The following is a 17,895-nucleotide window of genomic DNA, read 5'->3' on the forward strand; positions in this document are numbered from 1 at the left end:
ATGGGCGCAGTCATGGCAGACAGATGCAAGATACCGCGGGCGTTCTGGCGCTCGATGGCGCACGCCGGCTTGGCGCCGGCCGCGGTACTGCGTCAGGCCCGGTTACCCGCCACGCTGCACCTGAATCCGCAAGCGCTCGTGAGCACCGACCAGTACTTCGCGCTATGGAAAGCGGCCGGGCAACTGGCGCCCGAGCCCGGTCTGGGCATCGCGCTGGTGACCGGGAGCGAAGCCGCAACGCATCCCCCTTTCATCGTGGCTGCGTTCCATGCGCGAGACTATCGCGACGGCCTCGAGCGGGTTGCCCGCTTCAAGCGGCTCTGCACGCCGGAGCAGTTGCATATCGTCGAAGAGGGCGGCGAATGCATCCTTGCCTCGGCCTGGCCGTACGCAACTGAACCGGAACCCGCCGTTGCCACCGACGTCACGTTCGCGATGCTGCTCGAACTCGGCAGGCGCGGCACCGGGCAACACGTGACGCCGCGTCGCGTGGAGTTCGTTCGTACCGGCCCGAGGGACGAGGTCTACCGCGCGTATTTCGGCTGTCCGATTCGCTACGGTGCTTCGCGCAATGCGCTCGTGCTGAAATCGACCGATCTGGGCCGTCCGTTTCCCGGTCACAATCCTGAATTGCTCGACATGCTGACCCCCGCACTGACGGCGGCGCTGGGGGAAATCGACGCGCGCAGCCCGATCCGCGAGCAGGTGAAAGTCGTACTCAAGCGATGCCTCGCAAGCGGCCGGCCGGAACTGTCGGGCGTCGCGCGCGACCTCGGAATGAGCGAGCGGACCCTGCAACGGCGCATCACGGACGAAGGCACGACGTTCCGGGATTTGCTTGCCGAAGCGCGACAGGAGCTCTGGCGCCGGTTGCTTGCGGACCCGGCCGCGGGAATCGATGAGGTGTCCTGCCTGCTGGGTTACCAGGACACGAGCTCGTTCTATCGCGCGTTCCGCGACTGGGAGGGCATCACCCCGAACCGGTGGCGTGAACTGAATTCGCCGGGCGTTGCGACCGAACCGGTCTGACGCGCGGACATACTGCCCCGAACTTCCCTCCGTAGCCGCGACTGGTCGACGGCTACGCAGAAGCAGGCGCCCAAAGCGCGTCGCCCTGTATGACGGTGACGTGCCCCGGACGAAAGATTGCTCAGCGCGCCGAACCAGGCCAGAACGGCGGAACTATCGGCCGGGTTGGCGAGGAAGCGACAGGATTTACCCCTATTGCGCGTCGTGTCGGCGTGCACGCCGCCGTGTTCTTTTCCATACAGTCAAAAAGTTGTAAAACTTCTTCTTGCATGTGGAATCGAGGCAGGGGCGGTAATGAAATGTCGCGATCATTCAGGTGAAAATCTTGACCATCGTTTCATTGCCCGACTGAATGCGGAGGAATTCTTATACCCCAATCTGGCAGCTATCTCCTTGATTGTATATTCCTTTTCCGCAAGATATCGCGACGTCAGATCTTGTCGGACAATATCGTACAGGTCGCTAAACGATGTGCCCATTTCCTGAAGCTTCCGCTGCAAACTCCGCATTGACATTCCGAGTTTTCTGGATTGTTCCGCAATATCCTGGCACGTAGGGTCATCATACATAAGACCGAGCAGCCGCCCGATGAGGTCGGACGGAACCCAGTGCGCCAGTTCAAATTCACGCTTGGCGCACGCTTTCCTCGCGACTTCGAATTCGATCGGATGGGCGAGCGGAAGGGCAATCTCCAGCACCGATGAGCTGAATTCGAGGTAATTTTCGTCGGCCTCGAATTCGATGGGGCAGTCAAAATATTCGGCGTAAGAACTCGCGTGTGGCGGCTCGGGAAAAACAAACCCTATTCTGGAAAAATCGGGATTGTGTCCGATCAAATCGCGTATCTGTCGACGTAAGGCGGTAAATACCATATCGGTATTTACGACAAGCAGGTCGGTACGATAGGTATAGCCGCCAACTATAATTCTCGCGGTCTCGCCTATTGTGGTTATCCGGATTCTGAAATAACTGATCCCGAGCAACGGATGCTCGAAGCCCATGCGCAGCGCATCGCCCAACGTCGGGCTCACCAGCATTGCGTGGCCGCGCAGGCCGTACGACGTCACCGGGATCGCATATCCGATATGCAGTCCGATCGCGCTGTTGCCGGTCGCTTCCAGCGCATTCGCAAACAGGACCATTTCCTGTGCATGCGTCACCATTGCACCGGGCCGCTCGATGTCTGCCGGAGAAATGCCGGTGCCTTTCAGCAAGACGTCGACCGGAACACCCATGCGCTTCATCAAATCGAGCGTGATGAAGATGGTGTGCAGTGGCGCTGGACATTGCGCAGCAGTGCGGCGAATCGCGTCGGCTACCGGCTTCATTCGACTCCTTGGATTCTAGTCCACAAGCAACTTTGTAAATACGACCTGACACCCGTACTCGTCCAATTCGCCGCGCTTCCACCCAAGACGCTGGTAAAAGCCATCGGCCCGCGAGCCTGGATCGGTCACAAGGGTGACATGATTCACTCCCTTGTCTTTCAGCCATGTAAGCGCACGGGCAAGCAGCTCGCGGCCGATGCCGACACCATGGAACTGCGGTGCCACAAACAAGGCCGAGATGAACGGCGTCTCGGTGATGACTGGCAGACAGACCCCGGCGACCTCGTCGCCACATTCACAGATCCAGCCACCTCCCTGCCTGATTTTCTCGATCAGGAGGTTGCGGTTCAGAAGATGAACCTGGTGGGGATGGATTCTATTCTCGCTCACGGAGAATCGCACATCATAAAAAGCGCCGACGTCGCGCTCAGTCATCGGTCGGTATTCTAGCTGCTCAGCAGTGGCCATGTTTTTACCGTCTCTCTTCTCGTTATGTGAAATTTACGTGGCGAAACTCGGATAACTATCTCACGATTTTTGCAAATTCTCCAACGAACGTGATCGCGGGTGTCAGATAGCCGTGGTGGTCAACTGAGCACCATAACGAACATCCGTCAACAGAATTATTGTGAGTGTTATTGATCCGTTTGAAGTGTGTCGCTTGTTGTTCGCGATGGCGCAGTTGGCGCTGCATGGAAACCGTGGCGTCCACGTGTTCGCTCCGGAGGCTGGAGTCAAGCGATTCTGCCGGTGACGTCGTCGCACACCCCGCGAATTATCGGTTTGGCGTCGGCGCATGACGCTGTGCACCGTGACCGAACATTTAGACGAAATGTTCGGTTAGCCCCGAAAATTATGGATGGCGCCCTCAGTAAGACTCGAGCGCGGAAATTTCTAAATATGCAATAATCCGCAATAAAATACATTTCCTCAAATTTATAATGGAAATGGCACACAGGGGTAACACATTGGCGTGATCGGCACACATGCCGACTATAAATGATGCCATCGATTTGGTACGCTTCTTGCCAATCGAACTGAATGATTTGAGGTAGTTGGCAGTGCGCCGAGTCCCAATACTCAATCTGCTGAAATCATGGCGGCCAATGACCAGCCCGACGGCGCTCGTCATGATCGCGGGCGTTGTCCTTCCGATGATCGTTCTGGCAGTGGTCTCGCTCAGTGCACCGCGCGACTTCGGCGGCGTCTCGTGGGGCGACTTCACTGCCGGGGCATACGAGCGGATTCTCTTCGATCGGGACTGGGATGGGGGACGCGTCCTTCAGCAGGGTTATCTCGCCATTTTCATCAGGTCGATGACCATGGCCGTACTGACCACCGCGGGATGTCTGCTGATCGGGTTCCCGACGGCGCTGTTCATGGCGACGCGCTCCCTGAAGTGGAAGGCCGCGTTGCTGATCCTGATCACGATCCCGTTTTGGACCTGCGTCGTCGTCCAGATGTACGGATTGATCATCGTCATTGCGGACGACGGCCTCTTGAATCAGATGCTGTCCCGAGCCGGCCTCATGCATGGCCCGCTCGGATTGCTCTACACCGATCTTGCGACGCTGATCGGTCTCGTTTATGCATTCACGCCGTTCATGGTCCTGCCGATCTTCGCTGCGCTTGATGACTTCGACTGGCGGTTGGCCGAAGCGGCCTACGATCTGGGGGCACACAAGCCGGCGGTACTGGTCCATGTCGTCGTACCGTGTTGTCGTCCGGGCATCATGGCAGGAATCGGGCTCGTCTTTGTTCCGGCGCTGGGTTCCTATACGATCCCGGGTCTGCTCGGCGGTAACCACGCTTTCATGATCGGCAATCTGATCGACTTCCAGTTTGCCGGCGGACGGGATTGGCCATTGGGCGCCGCGATGTCGTTCGCGTTGCTCGCCGCTGTGCTTCTGGCGATGCTCGCGTCTCGACTAGGTTCGCTCTTCCAACGGCAGGAGCGCGTTCATGATTTCGCCTGAACTGCGCCGGTTTCCGTTGACCGCAACGATCGCGTGCGCGGTGCTGGTGTTCCTCTATCTGCCGATGCTGACCGTGATGGCGATGAGCTTCAACGTCGGCCCGTCGGCCCTCATATGGGACGGGTTTGGCATTCGAGGTTACATCGAGGCCTGGTCCGATCCGACGCTGGTCCGCGCCGCGAAGAATTCACTGTTGCTGGCGCTGGCGTCGACGGTGCTCTCCACCACGCTCGCGACGAGCGCGGCGGTCGCCTGGTGGTCGAGAAGTGACCGGCGTGGTTTTGATTCGGTCGGACTCGTCATTGCGCTTCCGCTCGCGATACCTGAAATCGTGCTGGCGATCGCGACCATGATGCTGTTCTCGATGTTCGAGTCAGAGCTTGGATTCGGCGCCGTGCTGTTTGCTCATGTGGTGTTCAGTGTGCCGCTGGCCTATCTGCCGATCAAAGCCAGACTCAAGACGATCGATCGCACGCTGCTCGAGGCGGCCGCGGACCTGTCGGCCACGCCATGGGCTGCATTTCGGCAAATTACCGCGCCTTTGGCTCTGCCCGGCATCATCGCAGGGGCTTTGCTGTCGTTCGTCGCGTCGATGAATGATTACGTCACCAGCTACTTTCTCGCCGGCGCCGGCATGACCACATTGCCGATGTATATCTTCGGTGCATTGAAGATCGGAATCACACCCAAGGTCAGCGCCGTGTCAACCGTCGTCATCGGCCTCTCGACAATCCAACTGACGGTAGTCTGGATCATCGGTGCGCGAGGTAAAAGAAGATCCAGGGCCGAGCAGTCCGAGATACACCACGCCAATCTCCACGCAATAGGAACAGCATGAAAAAAACAATCGGTGCGATGTTGCTTCTTGCCGCTGTCACGACCCAGGCCGCCGAGCTGCATATCGGAAGCTGGCCGAACATCCTGCCTGTCAATTTGCTCAAGAAGTTCCAGGCTGATACCGGCATCGAGACGACACTCGACACCTATGCGAGCGATGCAGCGCTGACCCAGAAACTGCAGGCAGGAGGAGGGGGGTACGACGTTGTGGTCGCCGGAGACTACTACGTTCCGGTGCTCGTGAAGTCCGGCCTTCTGCTCAAGCTCGACAAGCGCAAGTTGCCGAATGTCGCAAACATCAAGCCTGAGTACCGTCATCCGTCGTTCGATCCCCAGCGGGACTACGCGATGCCCTTCACGGTCGTCCTGACCGGGTTTGCCTACGACAGCGCGCGTGTGCCGGGCGGACGCCTCGACGATAGCTGGAAGTCGTTCTTCGAGCCCCCCGTGGCACTTCGCGGCGAGGTCGGCGATCTGGACGTCGAGGAGGAACTGTACATGGCAGCGAGCTGGTATCTGGGACAGGATGAATGCACCGAGCGCCCCGACGATGCGAAACGCGTCCTCGACGTACTGCAGAAGCAGAAACCATTCGTGAAGACCTATAGCAACGACGGAACGGTCGATCGTCTCGCGTCCAGGCAAATCATCGTGCAGCACGTCTGGAATGGTGCCGCTGCGCGAGCACAGGATCGCTTGCCGACTATCCGGTTCGTGTATCCGAAAGAGGGCGTCCGACTGTTCATGGACAGCCTGCTTGTTCCGGCAAAAGCGCGAAATGTCGACTCGGCTTACAAGTTCATCGACTGGATGATGCGACCCGAGAACATCGCGCTGGTGACGAACGCGCTACGGTACAGCAACGAGATTATCGGATCGGAGCGCTACATTGATCCTGCGCTGCATGACAATCCTGCGATCAAGACGCCGGAGCAGTATAAGGATCGACTCAAGCCTTACAAGATGTGTTCACCTGCAGCGATTCAACTGCGTAACAAGGTCTGGCTGAAGCTGAAGGGAAATCAATGAAGCGCGCTGAACGTCGATGGCGTCCCGGATGACCGATCCGCTCTGGCAGAAGTGAAGTCGATCGTGAACGAGGCGCGCCGCGCAAGCGCGCCAGCCACTGCTTCTGCCCGAATCACCCAATGCGGTCGTCGTCCCCAACGGGGATCGAACACCAGGGCACGGAGCCGGTAATCTGTCGCCGGCCCTGCCTGTGTTCGGCGACTCGCGAGATCTCAGCGCAGGCGGTTCGCGATCCCCCTCTCGATCGCGCTTTTGATTTCATACGGGTGCGGTGCGTATGATTCATATAATTCGCATACCTATATTTAATGATCGCAACATCCGAGAACCAAGGTGAGTGCTTGGCGCTCTTCTCTTCGAGAATACGATATGCAAAGCTACCGTGATTTGAAAGAGCAGATTCAGGAACTTCAAAAGCAGGCTGAGCTTGCTCGCACTCAGGAATTGGCGAGTGCGGTTAAGGAAATACAAAAATTGATCGAGGAATTCGACCTGATGCCAGAGGACCTGTTCTCTGAACGCAAGCTCAAGCTGCGTCGCGGCAAGCGTCGCGGCCCGGCCACGGTAAAGTATCGTGATCCGGAGTCTGGCGCCTTATGGAGTGGGCGGGGACGAGAGCCTCGGTGGATCGCTGGCCGGGCAAGGGAACAGTTCCTGATCCACCGGTCGAATTGGATCGCGGAGCCGGCGGCATCATCGGCAACCGATGCACTGAGTTGAATTGCCATGCCATCGTCCGTCGTCACGCATCATCCCGAATACGGTCGTTGGCCACTGAGTGCCGGTCCGGTTCATGCATAGGCTTATGCCCTGCCATGTCCATATCCTTGTCGCTCGACCGAATTCGCGTTGCGTTGGGACGCATTCGTGCTCGGGTTTCGAGTTGCATTCCCGCGGCGAATCGCAAGCCAATCGGCCTTCAATCGTCGAGCGATCTTGTCGAGGATCCGAGCGGGGCCAATGTGGTCCTCGCCGCTACCATTTCTGCCGTCAGAGCGGAAGCGAGTGTCTCCGAACTCGAAAGTCTCGAAGTTCGGCACGCGAGGCTGCCGACCGCGCATTTTCCGAGCACTCGCGCTCACGTAGACCTGATCGGCTCACGTGTCCGGAAAGCTCAGTTCCACGCCGCGCGCGCCCGCGCCCACGCCAACGCGGCGGTTTTGATTTTCATGGGCGGAACGGAGGATCACTTGGGTTCGCCGTTGGAAGACCTCAAGCGCCACGCGGAGCAAGCGAAACAGGCGCAAGTACTCGCAAGTGATCTCCTGGAAATTTCGCTCACATTAGAGCGCAGGGAAAAATCTCGTTCCCCGCGATGCCGATGAAGACACATTTCAAACTCCGGCCTCTCGGAGTCAAGCGCGTAAGCGTGTTCTTTTCCGTTGCATGAAGCGACCCCGCGAAGGAAGGCCTGTGAGCTTGGCCGGGACCGACAACGGTGCTGGCAATATCCGCTGCGCCGCGATGGTCGTGTTCGCGACGATCGTGAGGAAGTGGCTGCATTGATGCGCGCTGCGTTGCCGGGCGGTATGGGCAACGCGTGATTGCCGGAATGATGGACGACCGCACGTTCCCGCGTACAACACGCTTCGCTTCCCGCAAACACTGAACGACAGAATGTGCCGGCATCGATTGCGACGCCGGCACATTCAGCGTACCGGCCGCCACGCTGCCGCGGGCCGCAGCCAGCGCCGCCACGGAGCCGTATCGCGATTCGACGAGGATTTCAACGTGTCACTTCACCCGTGAAAAGCGCAGCGACGCGTTTCGCGTCGTGCCCGCGCGAGGCTTGTATCACGTCGCGGCCACGAACCCCGTCATACCGCTGCGCGCATTGGCGTCGGCCGCGAGGCATCGTTCCGGTTCCGTCGCATGGGTGCGATCCCATGCAAGTACCTTGGGGGGCATCAGCCGGTGCCAAAGCGGCGGAATCATCGCGACGACGATCGTCGTCAGGTAGCCGCCGATCATCATCGGCGCATCGGCAAACGGCTTGAGATCCTGATAGGGCACTTCGCCCTGAGCATGATGATGCGAACGGCGCATCAGGTTGAACATCGACCACGAACTGATGCGTCGATTGGTATTCCATGAATGGCGCGGCTGGACCGGCGTGCCCGGATCGCGAACGATGCCGTAGTGCTCCATGTAGTTGACGATTTCCAGCAGCGCCTTGCCCCACAACGCGCAGAGCAGGAAGTACACGCCCGTTCGCGGCCCGCCGATGCCCCATGCGCTTGCGCCCAGGGGCCGGCGGCTGATGCTCGAGCGGGTGGGCGCGTTCCCGTCGCAACAGTCGACCGCCCAACTGCTGAACATGACGCCTCGCACCTTGCACCGGCGATTGGCCGACGACGGAACGTCGTATCGCGAGATCCTCGAAAGCGTGCGCCACGCGCTGGCGGTCGAGAGCGTGAAGTCGGGCAAGCTCAGCCTGCAGGAAATCGCGTTCCCGCTCGGCTACGACAGTCTCGGGAATTTCCGCCGTGCATTCATCCGCTGGGAGGGCATGTCGCCGTCCGAATTTCGTCGGGCCGAAACCCGATCGTGAAGCGCCTCCGGCGACGATCCTGTCCTCGTGAGGGCCGATCGCGGTGGTGCGTGTTGCCTGCCGAACCAGATGGCATGCGCGCGTACGCATCGGGCTGCCGGAACCCGGAATCTGTATCGCGAAGGGCAAGCAGCCGACACGCGCCGGCCCGTATCCGGCCCCGGAGAGATTCCGTCCGTCGCGACGTCACCCGCCCGTCACCGGCGGGAAAAACGCGACCTCGCTGTCCTCCCGCACGACGAATTCACCCGTCACCATCTCGAGGTTGACGGCCGCGCGCACGGGCCTGTCCATCCGCAGCGCGTCCGCGCTGCGTGCGTCGCGCGCGGCCAGCGTGCTGCGCAGCGCGTCGACGGTGAGTTCGCGTGCGTCGACCTCGATGGTTTCCTCGTCGCGCTCGAGTTGTTCGCGAATGCTTGCGAAGTATTTGATCGTCAGTTTCATTGCGATGTCTTGAATGGAGTCGGCGGAATCGGAAAACGCGCGGCGGACCGGCTCAGCCCCAGCGACGCATCGCCTGGTCGTCGTGCGCCTTCGCCTCGACCCAGCCGGATTCGCCGTCGTGCCGGATCTCCTTCTTCCAGAACGGCGCGTGGGTCTTCAGGAAGTCCATCAGGAATTCGCACGCATCGAACGCACACGCGCGATGCGCGGCGGCCACCACGACCAGCACGACGGCCTGGCCGAGCGGAATGCGCCCGACGCGATGCACGATCTTCACCGCTTCGAGCTGCCAGCGCGCACTGGCTTCCTCGACGATGCTCCACAGGGCCTGCTCGGTCATCGTCGGGTAGTGCTCGACCTCGAGCGCGACGACATCGTCGACATCACCTTCGTTACGCACGACCCCGAGAAAATTCACGACCGCGCCGACATTCGGATTGCGAACGATCGGCGCGAGCTCCGCGCCTGCGTCGATCGGCGCGTACTGCACGCGCACTTCGAAGCCGGCGGTGATCGCGGGCGGCGGTTCGTGGTGCGGGTCGGCCGCATCGACGGGAGGCGGGTGGCCGCCGGCACGCAACGGATCGTCCGGCAGCCCGGCAGGGGATTCGGTGAAGGTCGTCATGACTGGTTCTCCATTTGGCGGCGCGTGCGGTGTCGCGCGGCGGCGCTCAGCCGCCGACGAGCGACATGCGCACGGTCGGATAGGTCTTGCCCGGCACGCGGGCCGGCCGCGCGGCCCGGCGCTCGGAATAGCGGTCGTCGCGGTGCGTCCAGCGATCGCGCACGGCGGCGGCGAGGCCGGCGCTCGACGCTGCTTCGTCGAGCCACGGCCGCAGGTCGGTGCCTTGCGTCGCGAACAGGCACGTATAGAGTGTGCCGTCGGCTGACACGCGGGCGCGCGAACAGGTGCCGCAGAACGGATGCGACACGCTCGCGATGAAGCCGACCTCGCCTGCACCGTCGATGTGCGCGCAACGGATCGCGGTCGCATCGTGCGCCGGTTCGCCGACGAGCACGAGCGGATAGTGCGCATCGATCAGCGCGCGCATCTGCGCGGCCGGCACGACCTTGTCGCCCGACCAGAAGCTCGCGCCGCCGACATCCATGTATTCGATGAAACGCACGGCCACGCCCGTATGCCGGAAGTGCCGCACGAGCGGCAGGATCTGGTCGTCGTTCACCCCGCGCTCGATCACCGCGTTGACCTTGACCGGCGCGAGCCCGGCCGCTTGCGCGGCCTCGATGCCGGCCAGCACGCGCGACACGGGCACGTCGGCGTCGCTCATCCGGCGGAACATCGCGTCGTCGAGCGCATCGAGGCTGACGGTCACGCGCGACAGGCCCGCGTCGCGCAGCGAACGCGCCTTCGCGGCCAGCAGCGAGCCGTTGGTCGTCAGCGCGATTTCGACGGGCTTGCCGTCGACGGTCGTCAGCGCGGCGAGGCGTTCGATCAGTGCTTCGAGGTTGCGGCGCAGCAGCGGCTCGCCGCCCGTGATGCGGATCTTTTCGACGCCGAGCGACGTGAACGCGCGGGCGATCTTTTCCAGTTGCGCGAACGACAGCCGTTCGGACGACGGCATGAACGCATAGTCGGCACCGAAGCTTTCGCGCGGCATGCAGTAGCCGCAGCGGAAATTGCACTGGTCGATGACGGACAGGCGCAGGTCGCGCAGCGGGCGGCCGAGCGTGTCGGTCGGGCGGGGGAAGGCGCCGGGCGATGCGCCGCCGGAAGCTGCGGCGGCGGCCGGCGCGGCGGAAACGATGGCATTCACGATCGGTTCGTCGGCCTGCATGAAGTAAGCGAAGGGGCGGCGCCGGTCGGCCGTGCGCATGCCGAAATGGCGGCGCACGGCGCGTGACGAGCCTCCTCGTGAGGATAGTCCGCCGGGTTTTTCCGGCAGGGACACAATCGCGCCCGAATTGCAGGAATACAGTTCGCGGTGCGGGACGCGCGGCGCATGCGCGGCTGCGGGCGCGAGTCGGGCGTCGCGCTCATGCGAGCCACGGCGCGAATTCGTAATACGGTACCGCGTCGCCGTTCGCGATGCGTCGCCCGGCCGGCAGCCGGGCCAGCCCGCTCGCCTGCACGAGCGACTGCAGCGTGCCGGCGCCTTGCTGGCGCAGCGTATCGAGGACGGGCATGCCGTCGAGGCCGACCGTGCAGTGCACGCGCACGAAGCGCTCGCGCTGCGCGTCCGGTTCGAAGTCGCCGTCGATCGGCAGCGACGGCACGATCGGCAGGCGTGCGGCGCGCCCCTGCAAGCGGCGGATCAGCGGCGCGACGAACAGCGCGAACGCGGTCATCGCCGCGCCGGGGTTGCCGGGCAGCAGCACCACCGGTCGCGTGTCGAGCCGCGCGAGTGCAACCGGCTTGCCCGGCTTCATGCGCACGCCGGCGACGATGAACGATGCGCCGAGTGCGTCCAGCGTGGGGCGCAGCAGATCCTTGTCGCCGACCGACGCGCCGCCGACGCAGATCACCAGGTCGCAGCCCGCGTGCAGATCGCGCAGCGCGCGATCGACGGCGGGCGCGGTGTCGGCCGCATGCAGGCTCATCGCGACCTCGGCGCCGGTGCCCGAGACCAGCGCGCCGAGCATCGGCGCATTGCTGTTGTAAATCTGTTGCGGCGCGCGCGGCTGGCCGCACGCGACGAGTTCGTCGCCGGTCGTCAGGATGCCGACGCGCAGCGCAGGACGCACGTCGATACGCGCGAACCCTTGCGCGGCGGCCACGCCGACATGCATCGCGCCCATGCGCACGCCGGCCGGCACGAGCAGGTCGCCGGCGCGCACTTCCTCGCCCCGGCGGCGGATGTGCGAGCCGCTGCGCTGCGGCGCGTCGAACGCGACCCGGCCGTCCTGCTCGTGCGCATGCTCCTGCATCACGACGGTGTCCGCGCCGGGCGGAATCAGGCTGCCGGTGAAGAGGCGCGCGGCCGTGCGCGGGGCCAGCGGCGCCGGCATGTCGCCCGCATAACAGCGCTGCGCGACGTGCAGCGGCTCACCGAGTGCGAGATCCGCGTGACGCACGGCGTAGCCGTCCATCGCACTCTGGTCGGCCGGCGGCTGGTCGAGCACGGCGGTGAGCGGCGCGGCCAGCACGTGGCCTGCCGCTTCGGCGACCGGGACGGACAGGGTGGCTCCGAGCGGCGCGAACGCGCTCGCGAAATGCTGCTGAGCGGTATCGAAATCGATCAGTGGTTTCATCAGGAGAAGTCCGGGTGTGCTTGCGCAAGCGCCGGTTGGTCGGGGTGAACGGCGTCGGGCGATACGTACTCGACGAAGCCGTCGTTGCGGCAGAAGCCGAGCAGCCGCACGCCGGCTTCGCGGGCGACGTCGATCGCGAGCGACGTCGGCGCCGAGATCGTCGCGATCATCGGGATGCCGACCCGCGCGGCCTTGCGCACCAGTTCGTAGCTCGCGCGGCTCGACAGGAACACGAAGCCGTCGTGCAGGTCGGCGCGGCGCCGGGCGAGCCGGCCGATCAGCTTGTCGAGCGCGTTGTGGCGGCCGACGTCCTCGAACACGTCGAGCACGGCGCCGCCCCGGTCGCACCAGGCGGCCGCGTGGATGCCGCCGGTCTCGCGCATCAGCGTCTGATGGGCCGGCAGCGTGCGCGCGGCGCGTGCGATCGCGTCGGCGCCGATGCCGGCGGCCGCGCCGGCGGCAGCGATGCGCGGCGGGTGCAGGTCGAGCTGCGCGATGCTTTCGATCCCGCAGACACCGCAGCCCGTGCGGCCGGCCAGCGCGCGTCGGTGCGCCTTCAGCGCCATGAACGCCTGCTGCGACACGGTCAGGCGCACTTCGGCGCTGCCGGGTCGGCATTCGCTCTCGATGTCGAACACGTCCGACGCACGCTCGACGATGCCTTCGCTGAGCACGAAGCCGAGGCCGAACGCGTCGAGGTCGATCGGGGTCGCCATCATGACCGTGTGTGCAATACCGTTGACCACGAGTGCAACCGGCGTTTCGTCGACGACGCGGTCGACGGTGTCGCGCACTTCGCCGGCACGGTGACGTGTCACATGACACGCGGTGCTGCCGGTCGGCTCGTCGCGGCGGATGCAGGACTCCATGCGGGTTCTCCAGGCGGATCGGCCGGCGGGCCGGCCGGGTCGGGCGCGTACGCCGGACCAGGGGAATCGGGGCTGCCGGGCGGGCGCGGCCGAGGGGCGCGCCGTGGCCGCGGACAGGCATTGCATCGGATGTTAACGGGGATGAACAGTGCGCCCGATGTACAGCGCTGCAGTGCGGAAAGCAGTACAGCTGATCGTCCCGCCGGCGCGAAATGTGTTTTCCGTACACACATCTTCGGCAACGGAAGCAGCACAGTTTCAGCGCACGTTCGAACGATTGCGAGTATCGTTGCAAACGCGATATCGTCATTCACGCTTCGATGCCATGCGAGTGACCGTTTTGTATTCGCATGTGTCGTCGGCAAGCCGTCGCGCGATTTCCTGCTTCGGGCGGACATCCTCACAAACACGAGCAAATTACGGTCATGGAAATCTTCGATGCGTTCCATCTCGCACGATTGCAATTCGCATTCACGGTGTCGTTCCACATCGTGTTTCCCGCGATCAGCATCGGTATGGCGAGCTTCCTGGCGGTGCTGGAATGGCGCTATCTCGTCACCGGCGACGCCGCCTACAAATCCATGTTCCAGTTCTGGTCGAAGATCTTCGCGATCGGCTTCGGGATGGGCGTGGTCTCCGGCGTCGTGATGGCGTACGAATTCGGCACGAACTGGGCCGGCTTCTCGCGCGTCGCGGGCAACATCACGGGCCCGCTGCTCACGTATGAAGTGCTGACGGCGTTCTTCCTCGAAGCCGGCTTCCTCGGCGTGATGCTGTTCGGCTGGCAGCGCGTGAGCCCGCGCGCCCACTTCTTCGCGACGCTGATGGTCGCGGTCGGCACGCTGATCTCGACGTTCTGGATCCTCGCGTCGAACAGCTTCATGCAGACGCCGCAGGGCTACAAGATCGAGAACGGCCTCGTCGTGCCGGTCGACTGGTTCAAGATCGTGTTCAACCCGTCGTTCCCGTACCGTCTCGTGCACATGACGATCGCGGCGTTCATCGTCGCGGGCTTCATCGTCGCCGCGTGCGGCGCGTGGCACCTGCTGAAGGGGCGCCGCGACGAGCCGGTGAAGCGCAGCTTCTCGATGGCGCTGTGGATGCTGCTGGTGCTCGCGCCGATCCAGATCGTCGTCGGCGACGCGCACGGGCTGAACACGCGCGAATACCAGCCGGCGAAGATCGCGGCGATCGAGGGGCTGTGGGAAACCGAGAAGGGCGGCACCGCGCTGAACCTCGTCGGGCTGCCCGACATGCAGGCCGAAACCACGCGCTATGCGATCCAGGTGCCGCACCTCGGCAGCCTGATCCTCACCCACAGCTGGGACGGCGAGATTCGCGGTCTGAAGGAATTCCCGCCGCAGGACCGCCCGTATTCGCCGATCATCTTCTGGACGTTCCGGATCATGGCCGGCCTCGGGATGCTGATGCTGCTCACCGCGCTGCTCGGGTTGCTGCTGAGAAAGGGCGGGCGCCTCTATGAAACGCGCTGGTTCCAGTGGTTCGTGGTCTGCATGGGGCCTTCCGGCATCGTCGCGCTGCTGGCCGGCTGGATCACGACCGAGGTCGGGCGGCAGCCGTGGACCGTGTACGGCGTGCTGCGCACCGTCGATTCCGTCGCGCCGCTCAGCGCGCAGCAGGTCGGCGTGTCGCTCCTGATCTTCGTGGTCGTGTATTTCCTGGTGTTCGGAACGGGTGTCTACTACATGCTGAAACTGATGAAGCGCGGGCCGGCTGCCCAGGCCGGGTATATCGAGCTGCACCGGCATCCGGGGCTGCGCAAGAGCGCGCTGTCCACGCCGCTGAACGTGACCGAAGCGGAGTAAGCCATGCAAATCGATCTTCCTGTCGTGTGGGCCGCGATCATCGGCCTCGGTGTATTCATCTACGTGATGCTGGACGGTTTCGATCTCGGCATCGGCCTGCTGTTTCCGTTCTTCGATGCGAAGGCCGAGCGCCAGGTGATGCTCGACACCGTCGCGCCGGTGTGGGACGGCAACGAGACGTTCCTGGTGCTCGGCGGCGCGGGGCTCTACGGCGCGTTCCCGGTCGTCTATTCGACGCTGCTGCCCGCGAACTACCTGCCGCTGGTCCTGATGCTGGTCGGGCTGATCTTTCGCGGCGCGGCGTTCGAGCTGCGCGCGAAGGCCACCCGCACGCAACACATGTGGGATCTCGCGTTCATCGGCGGCTCCGCGCTCGCGGCGTTCTGCCAGGGGATCGTGCTCGGTTCGCTGCTGCAGGGGATCAAGATCGTGAACAACCAGTTCGCGGGCGGGCCGTTCGACTGGCTGTCGCCGTTCAGCCTGATGTGCGGGATCGGCGTGCTCGTCACGTATGCGACGCTCGGCTGCGGCTGGCTGATCCTGAAGGTCGACGGCGAGCTGCAGCGCAAGATGCGGCTCCTGATGAAGCCGCTCGCGGGTGTGCTGCTCGCCGTGATGGGCGTGGTCAGCCTGTGGACCGTGATCGGGCTGCCGGCCGTCGCGCACCGCTGGTTCGGCAGCGGCAACCTCGGCTGGTTCCTGCCGGTGCCGATCCTCGTCATCGCGTGCGTGTGGGGCATCTTCCACTCGGTGAAGCGCGCGCACGAGGCGACGCCGTTCCTGCTGACGCTCGCGCTCGTGTTCCTCGGCTACACGGGGCTCGTGATCAGCATCTGGCCGAACATCGTGCCGCCGTCGCTGTCGATCTGGGATGCATCGTCGAGCCATTCGAGCCAGAAGTTCGCGCTGATCGGCACCGTGATCGTGCTGCCGATCATCCTCGTGTACAACGCGATGCAGTACCGCGTGTTCCGCGGCAAGGTGCGCGAGGGCGACGTCGGTTATCACTGAGCGCCGCATGATGTGACGGGCGCGGCGCGCGCGGGCGTATCATCTCGCGCAGCACGGCGCCCGGCCCGGCATCCACCCGACAGCGGCCCGCCACGCGCGGGCCGCTGCGCATCGGGCGCCGGCGTGCCGTAGCGCGTATTTCCCTGGCAGTCGAGAAAACACCATGATCGTCCGACCACGACAAAACTGGCTCAGGATGCTGTTCGTCTGGAACGGCTCCGTGCTGCAATCGATCATTCCGCAGCTCGTGTTCATGGCGATCGTCAGTACGCTGGCGGTCTTCACGAACGGGCGCATCTTCGGCGAGAAGATTCCCCTCAATACCGCGCCGTTCACGCTGTTCGGGCTGGCGCTCGCGATCTTCCTCGCGTTTCGCAACAACGCGAGCTTCGAGCGGTTCAAGGAGGCGCGGCATCTGTGGGGCAACCTGCTGATCGCGGCGCGCGCGCTGACGTCGCAACTGAATCGCTACCTGCCCGACAGCGTCGACGACGCCGAGCGCAACCGGCTCGCCGACCTGCTGATCGCGTTCACCTATGCGCTGAAGCATCAGCTTCGCCATACCGATCCGACGCAGGACCTGCAGCGGATCCTCGGCGCGGAGCGCACCGCCGCGCTCGCGGGCAAGTGTTTCAAGCCCGTGGCGATCCTCGACGAGCTGCGCGGCAGCATCGTCCACGCGCTGGGCCGCGCGCCCGGCAGCGACGCGACCTGCTGGATGTTCGAGGCGCAACTCGACGAGCTCGGCAAATCGGTCGGCGGTTGCGAGCGCATCCTGTCCACGCCGATCCCGTTCTCGTACAGCGTGCTGCTGCATCGCACCGTGTATGCGTATTGCGTGCTGCTGCCGTTCGGTCTCGTCGATTCGACGGAGTTCTTCACGCCGCTGATCTGCGTGTTCATCGCGTACACGCTGATCGCACTCGAGGCGATCGCGAACGAGGTGGCCGAGCCGTTCGGCCTCGCGCCGAACGCGCTGGCGCTCGATGCGATGGCGCGCACGATCGAACGGTCGGTGCTCGAACTGGGCGATCGCCCGCTGCCGGAGGAATTCGTGCCGGCGTCGACTTACCAGATCACATAGGCGGGTGCGCGGAAGAAGCTGAACGAGCGGGTCGCGTCGGGCGCTAGAATGGCGCTGGCCTGTTCTTCGGATCTGACGCGATGACCCTCGTCGACACCTATCTCGCCGGCCTGCGTGCCGTGCTGCCCGACACCGACAACGCGGCGCTCGCCGCCGCCACGGGCGCGACGCCCGCGCAGCTCGACGCGCTGCGTGCCGCGTATCCGCAGTGCCCGGCCAGCCTGCTCGAACTGCTCGGCACGCTCGACGGCACCTACTGGCGCGACTACGGCGGCACGACGGTCAACGTGCTGGTGCTGGGCTCCGACGTCTACGAATACCCGTATTACCTGCTGTCGGCCGCGCAGATGCTCGAGGAAGGGGCGAAGTACCGCGACAGTATCGCCGAGATCTACGGCGACGACGCGAACGACGACGGCGAACTCGTCGATCCACGCATTGACATCGCGCTGCCGATGGGCCGGCGGCTGTGCTTCTCGCATTGCATGAACAACGGCGGCACGTCGCAGCTCTACATCGACTTCGAGCCGGCGGCGGGCGGCAAGGTCGGGCAGGTCGTGCGGTTCCTGCACGATCCCGACAGCTACGCGGTGATCGCCGACGACTTCGACGGCTACCTGCGCCAGCTGATCGACGGCGGTTATGCGTTTGTCATCGATTTCGACGAAGAATAGCGGCGGCGACGGCTGCTATTTCAGGAG

19 protein-coding genes are annotated in these 17,895 nt (G+C 63.7%); 11 read left to right on the forward strand and 8 right to left on the reverse strand.

What is annotated here, in order from left to right:
• Positions 1-12: 12 nt before the first annotated feature.
• A complete protein-coding gene (locus E9536_RS21590; RefSeq protein WP_247873486.1) occupies positions 13-1,029 on the forward strand; it encodes an AraC family transcriptional regulator in 1,017 nt (338 codons plus the stop codon).
• A 308-nt stretch (positions 1,030-1,337) separates the two neighbouring features.
• Here E9536_RS21590 and E9536_RS21595 read toward each other — a convergent pair whose 3' ends face one another.
• Together E9536_RS21595 and E9536_RS21600 are read right to left on the reverse strand one after the other, a co-directional pair.
• Complete coding sequence (locus E9536_RS21595) at positions 1,338-2,357, reverse strand: AraC family transcriptional regulator (RefSeq protein WP_027792459.1); 1,020 nt, start codon at positions 2,355-2,357, stop codon at positions 1,338-1,340.
• Between the two features lie 15 nt (positions 2,358-2,372).
• A complete protein-coding gene (locus tag E9536_RS21600; RefSeq protein WP_059695816.1) occupies positions 2,373-2,825 on the reverse strand; it encodes a GNAT family N-acetyltransferase in 453 nt (150 codons plus the stop codon).
• Between the two features lie 638 nt (positions 2,826-3,463).
• Between E9536_RS21600 and E9536_RS21605 the strand changes: the two genes are divergently transcribed.
• The 5 genes from E9536_RS21605 (at position 3,464) to E9536_RS21625 (ending at position 7,524) form a co-directional block, all read left to right on the forward strand.
• Positions 3,464-4,333, forward strand: a complete 870-nt coding sequence (locus tag E9536_RS21605; protein WP_060317443.1) for an ABC transporter permease — start codon at positions 3,464-3,466, stop codon at positions 4,331-4,333.
• On the forward strand, positions 4,320-5,171 hold the full coding sequence (locus E9536_RS21610; RefSeq protein WP_136470608.1) for an ABC transporter permease: 852 nt from the start codon (positions 4,320-4,322) through the stop codon (positions 5,169-5,171). Before E9536_RS21605 ends, E9536_RS21610 begins: the two co-directional genes overlap by 14 nt.
• A complete protein-coding gene (locus E9536_RS21615) occupies positions 5,168-6,199 on the forward strand; it encodes an extracellular solute-binding protein (protein WP_059695812.1) in 1,032 nt (343 codons plus the stop codon). The genes E9536_RS21610 and E9536_RS21615 overlap by 4 nt, the downstream gene beginning before the upstream one ends.
• Before the next feature lie 369 nt (positions 6,200-6,568).
• Positions 6,569-6,919, forward strand: a complete 351-nt coding sequence (locus E9536_RS21620) for an H-NS histone family protein (RefSeq protein WP_049097964.1) — start codon at positions 6,569-6,571, stop codon at positions 6,917-6,919.
• 95 nt (positions 6,920-7,014) lie between these two features.
• Positions 7,015-7,524: a hypothetical protein gene (locus tag E9536_RS21625; RefSeq protein WP_136470609.1), complete on the forward strand. Its 510-nt coding sequence runs from the start codon at positions 7,015-7,017 to the stop codon at positions 7,522-7,524.
• A gap of 469 nt (positions 7,525-7,993) precedes the next feature.
• On the opposite strand, the gene E9536_RS21630 is transcribed toward E9536_RS21625, so the two are convergent.
• Positions 7,994-8,404 (reverse strand): fatty acid desaturase, encoded by a 411-nt coding sequence (locus E9536_RS21630; RefSeq protein ID WP_247873487.1) that lies wholly within the window; start codon positions 8,402-8,404, stop codon positions 7,994-7,996.
• Positions 8,405-8,423: 19 nt separating this feature from the next.
• On the opposite strand from E9536_RS21630, the gene E9536_RS21635 reads away from it, so the two are divergent.
• Entirely contained in the window at positions 8,424-8,750 is a 327-nt protein-coding gene (locus tag E9536_RS21635) for a helix-turn-helix transcriptional regulator (protein ID WP_247873488.1), read from the forward strand.
• 186 nt (positions 8,751-8,936) lie between these two features.
• Here E9536_RS21635 and moaD read toward each other — a convergent pair whose 3' ends face one another.
• From moaD to fdhD, 5 genes are all read right to left on the reverse strand, one after another.
• Positions 8,937-9,194 carry a molybdopterin converting factor subunit 1 gene (gene moaD, locus E9536_RS21640; protein WP_059695806.1) on the reverse strand — a complete coding sequence of 86 codons (258 nt, stop codon included), beginning with the start codon at positions 9,192-9,194 and terminating at the stop codon, positions 8,937-8,939.
• Positions 9,195-9,246: 52 nt separating this feature from the next.
• Positions 9,247-9,819: a molybdenum cofactor biosynthesis protein MoaE gene (locus E9536_RS21645; RefSeq protein WP_021157914.1), complete on the reverse strand. Its 573-nt coding sequence runs from the start codon at positions 9,817-9,819 to the stop codon at positions 9,247-9,249.
• A gap of 46 nt (positions 9,820-9,865) precedes the next feature.
• Entirely contained in the window at positions 9,866-10,990 is a 1,125-nt protein-coding gene (gene moaA, locus E9536_RS21650) for a GTP 3',8-cyclase MoaA (RefSeq protein ID WP_136470610.1), read from the reverse strand.
• A gap of 199 nt (positions 10,991-11,189) precedes the next feature.
• A complete protein-coding gene (gene glp / locus E9536_RS21655; RefSeq protein ID WP_136470611.1) occupies positions 11,190-12,404 on the reverse strand; it encodes a gephyrin-like molybdotransferase Glp in 1,215 nt (404 codons plus the stop codon).
• Complete coding sequence (gene fdhD, locus E9536_RS21660) at positions 12,404-13,273, reverse strand: formate dehydrogenase accessory sulfurtransferase FdhD (protein ID WP_124840919.1); 870 nt, start codon at positions 13,271-13,273, stop codon at positions 12,404-12,406. Before fdhD ends, glp begins: the two co-directional genes overlap by 1 nt.
• Positions 13,274-13,698: 425 nt before the next feature.
• Here fdhD and E9536_RS21665 point away from each other — a divergent pair, with 425 nt between their 5' ends.
• From E9536_RS21665 to E9536_RS21680, 4 genes are all read left to right on the forward strand, one after another.
• Positions 13,699-15,099 carry a cytochrome ubiquinol oxidase subunit I gene (locus E9536_RS21665; RefSeq protein ID WP_027792471.1) on the forward strand — a complete coding sequence of 467 codons (1,401 nt, stop codon included), beginning with the start codon at positions 13,699-13,701 and terminating at the stop codon, positions 15,097-15,099.
• Positions 15,100-15,102: 3 nt separating this feature from the next.
• Positions 15,103-16,110 carry a cytochrome d ubiquinol oxidase subunit II gene (gene cydB, locus E9536_RS21670; protein ID WP_136470612.1) on the forward strand — a complete coding sequence of 336 codons (1,008 nt, stop codon included), beginning with the start codon at positions 15,103-15,105 and terminating at the stop codon, positions 16,108-16,110.
• Positions 16,111-16,273: 163 nt separating this feature from the next.
• On the forward strand, positions 16,274-17,194 hold the full coding sequence (locus E9536_RS21675) for a bestrophin family ion channel (RefSeq protein WP_136470613.1): 921 nt from the start codon (positions 16,274-16,276) through the stop codon (positions 17,192-17,194).
• 80 nt (positions 17,195-17,274) lie between these two features.
• Entirely contained in the window at positions 17,275-17,868 is a 594-nt protein-coding gene (locus E9536_RS21680) for an SMI1/KNR4 family protein (RefSeq protein WP_027792474.1), read from the forward strand.
• The last annotated feature ends 27 nt before the right edge of the window (positions 17,869-17,895 follow it).

The sequence above is a fragment of the Burkholderia sp. LS-044 genome (genome assembly GCF_004803625.1).
GTDB lineage: Bacteria > Pseudomonadota > Gammaproteobacteria > Burkholderiales > Burkholderiaceae > Burkholderia > Burkholderia cepacia.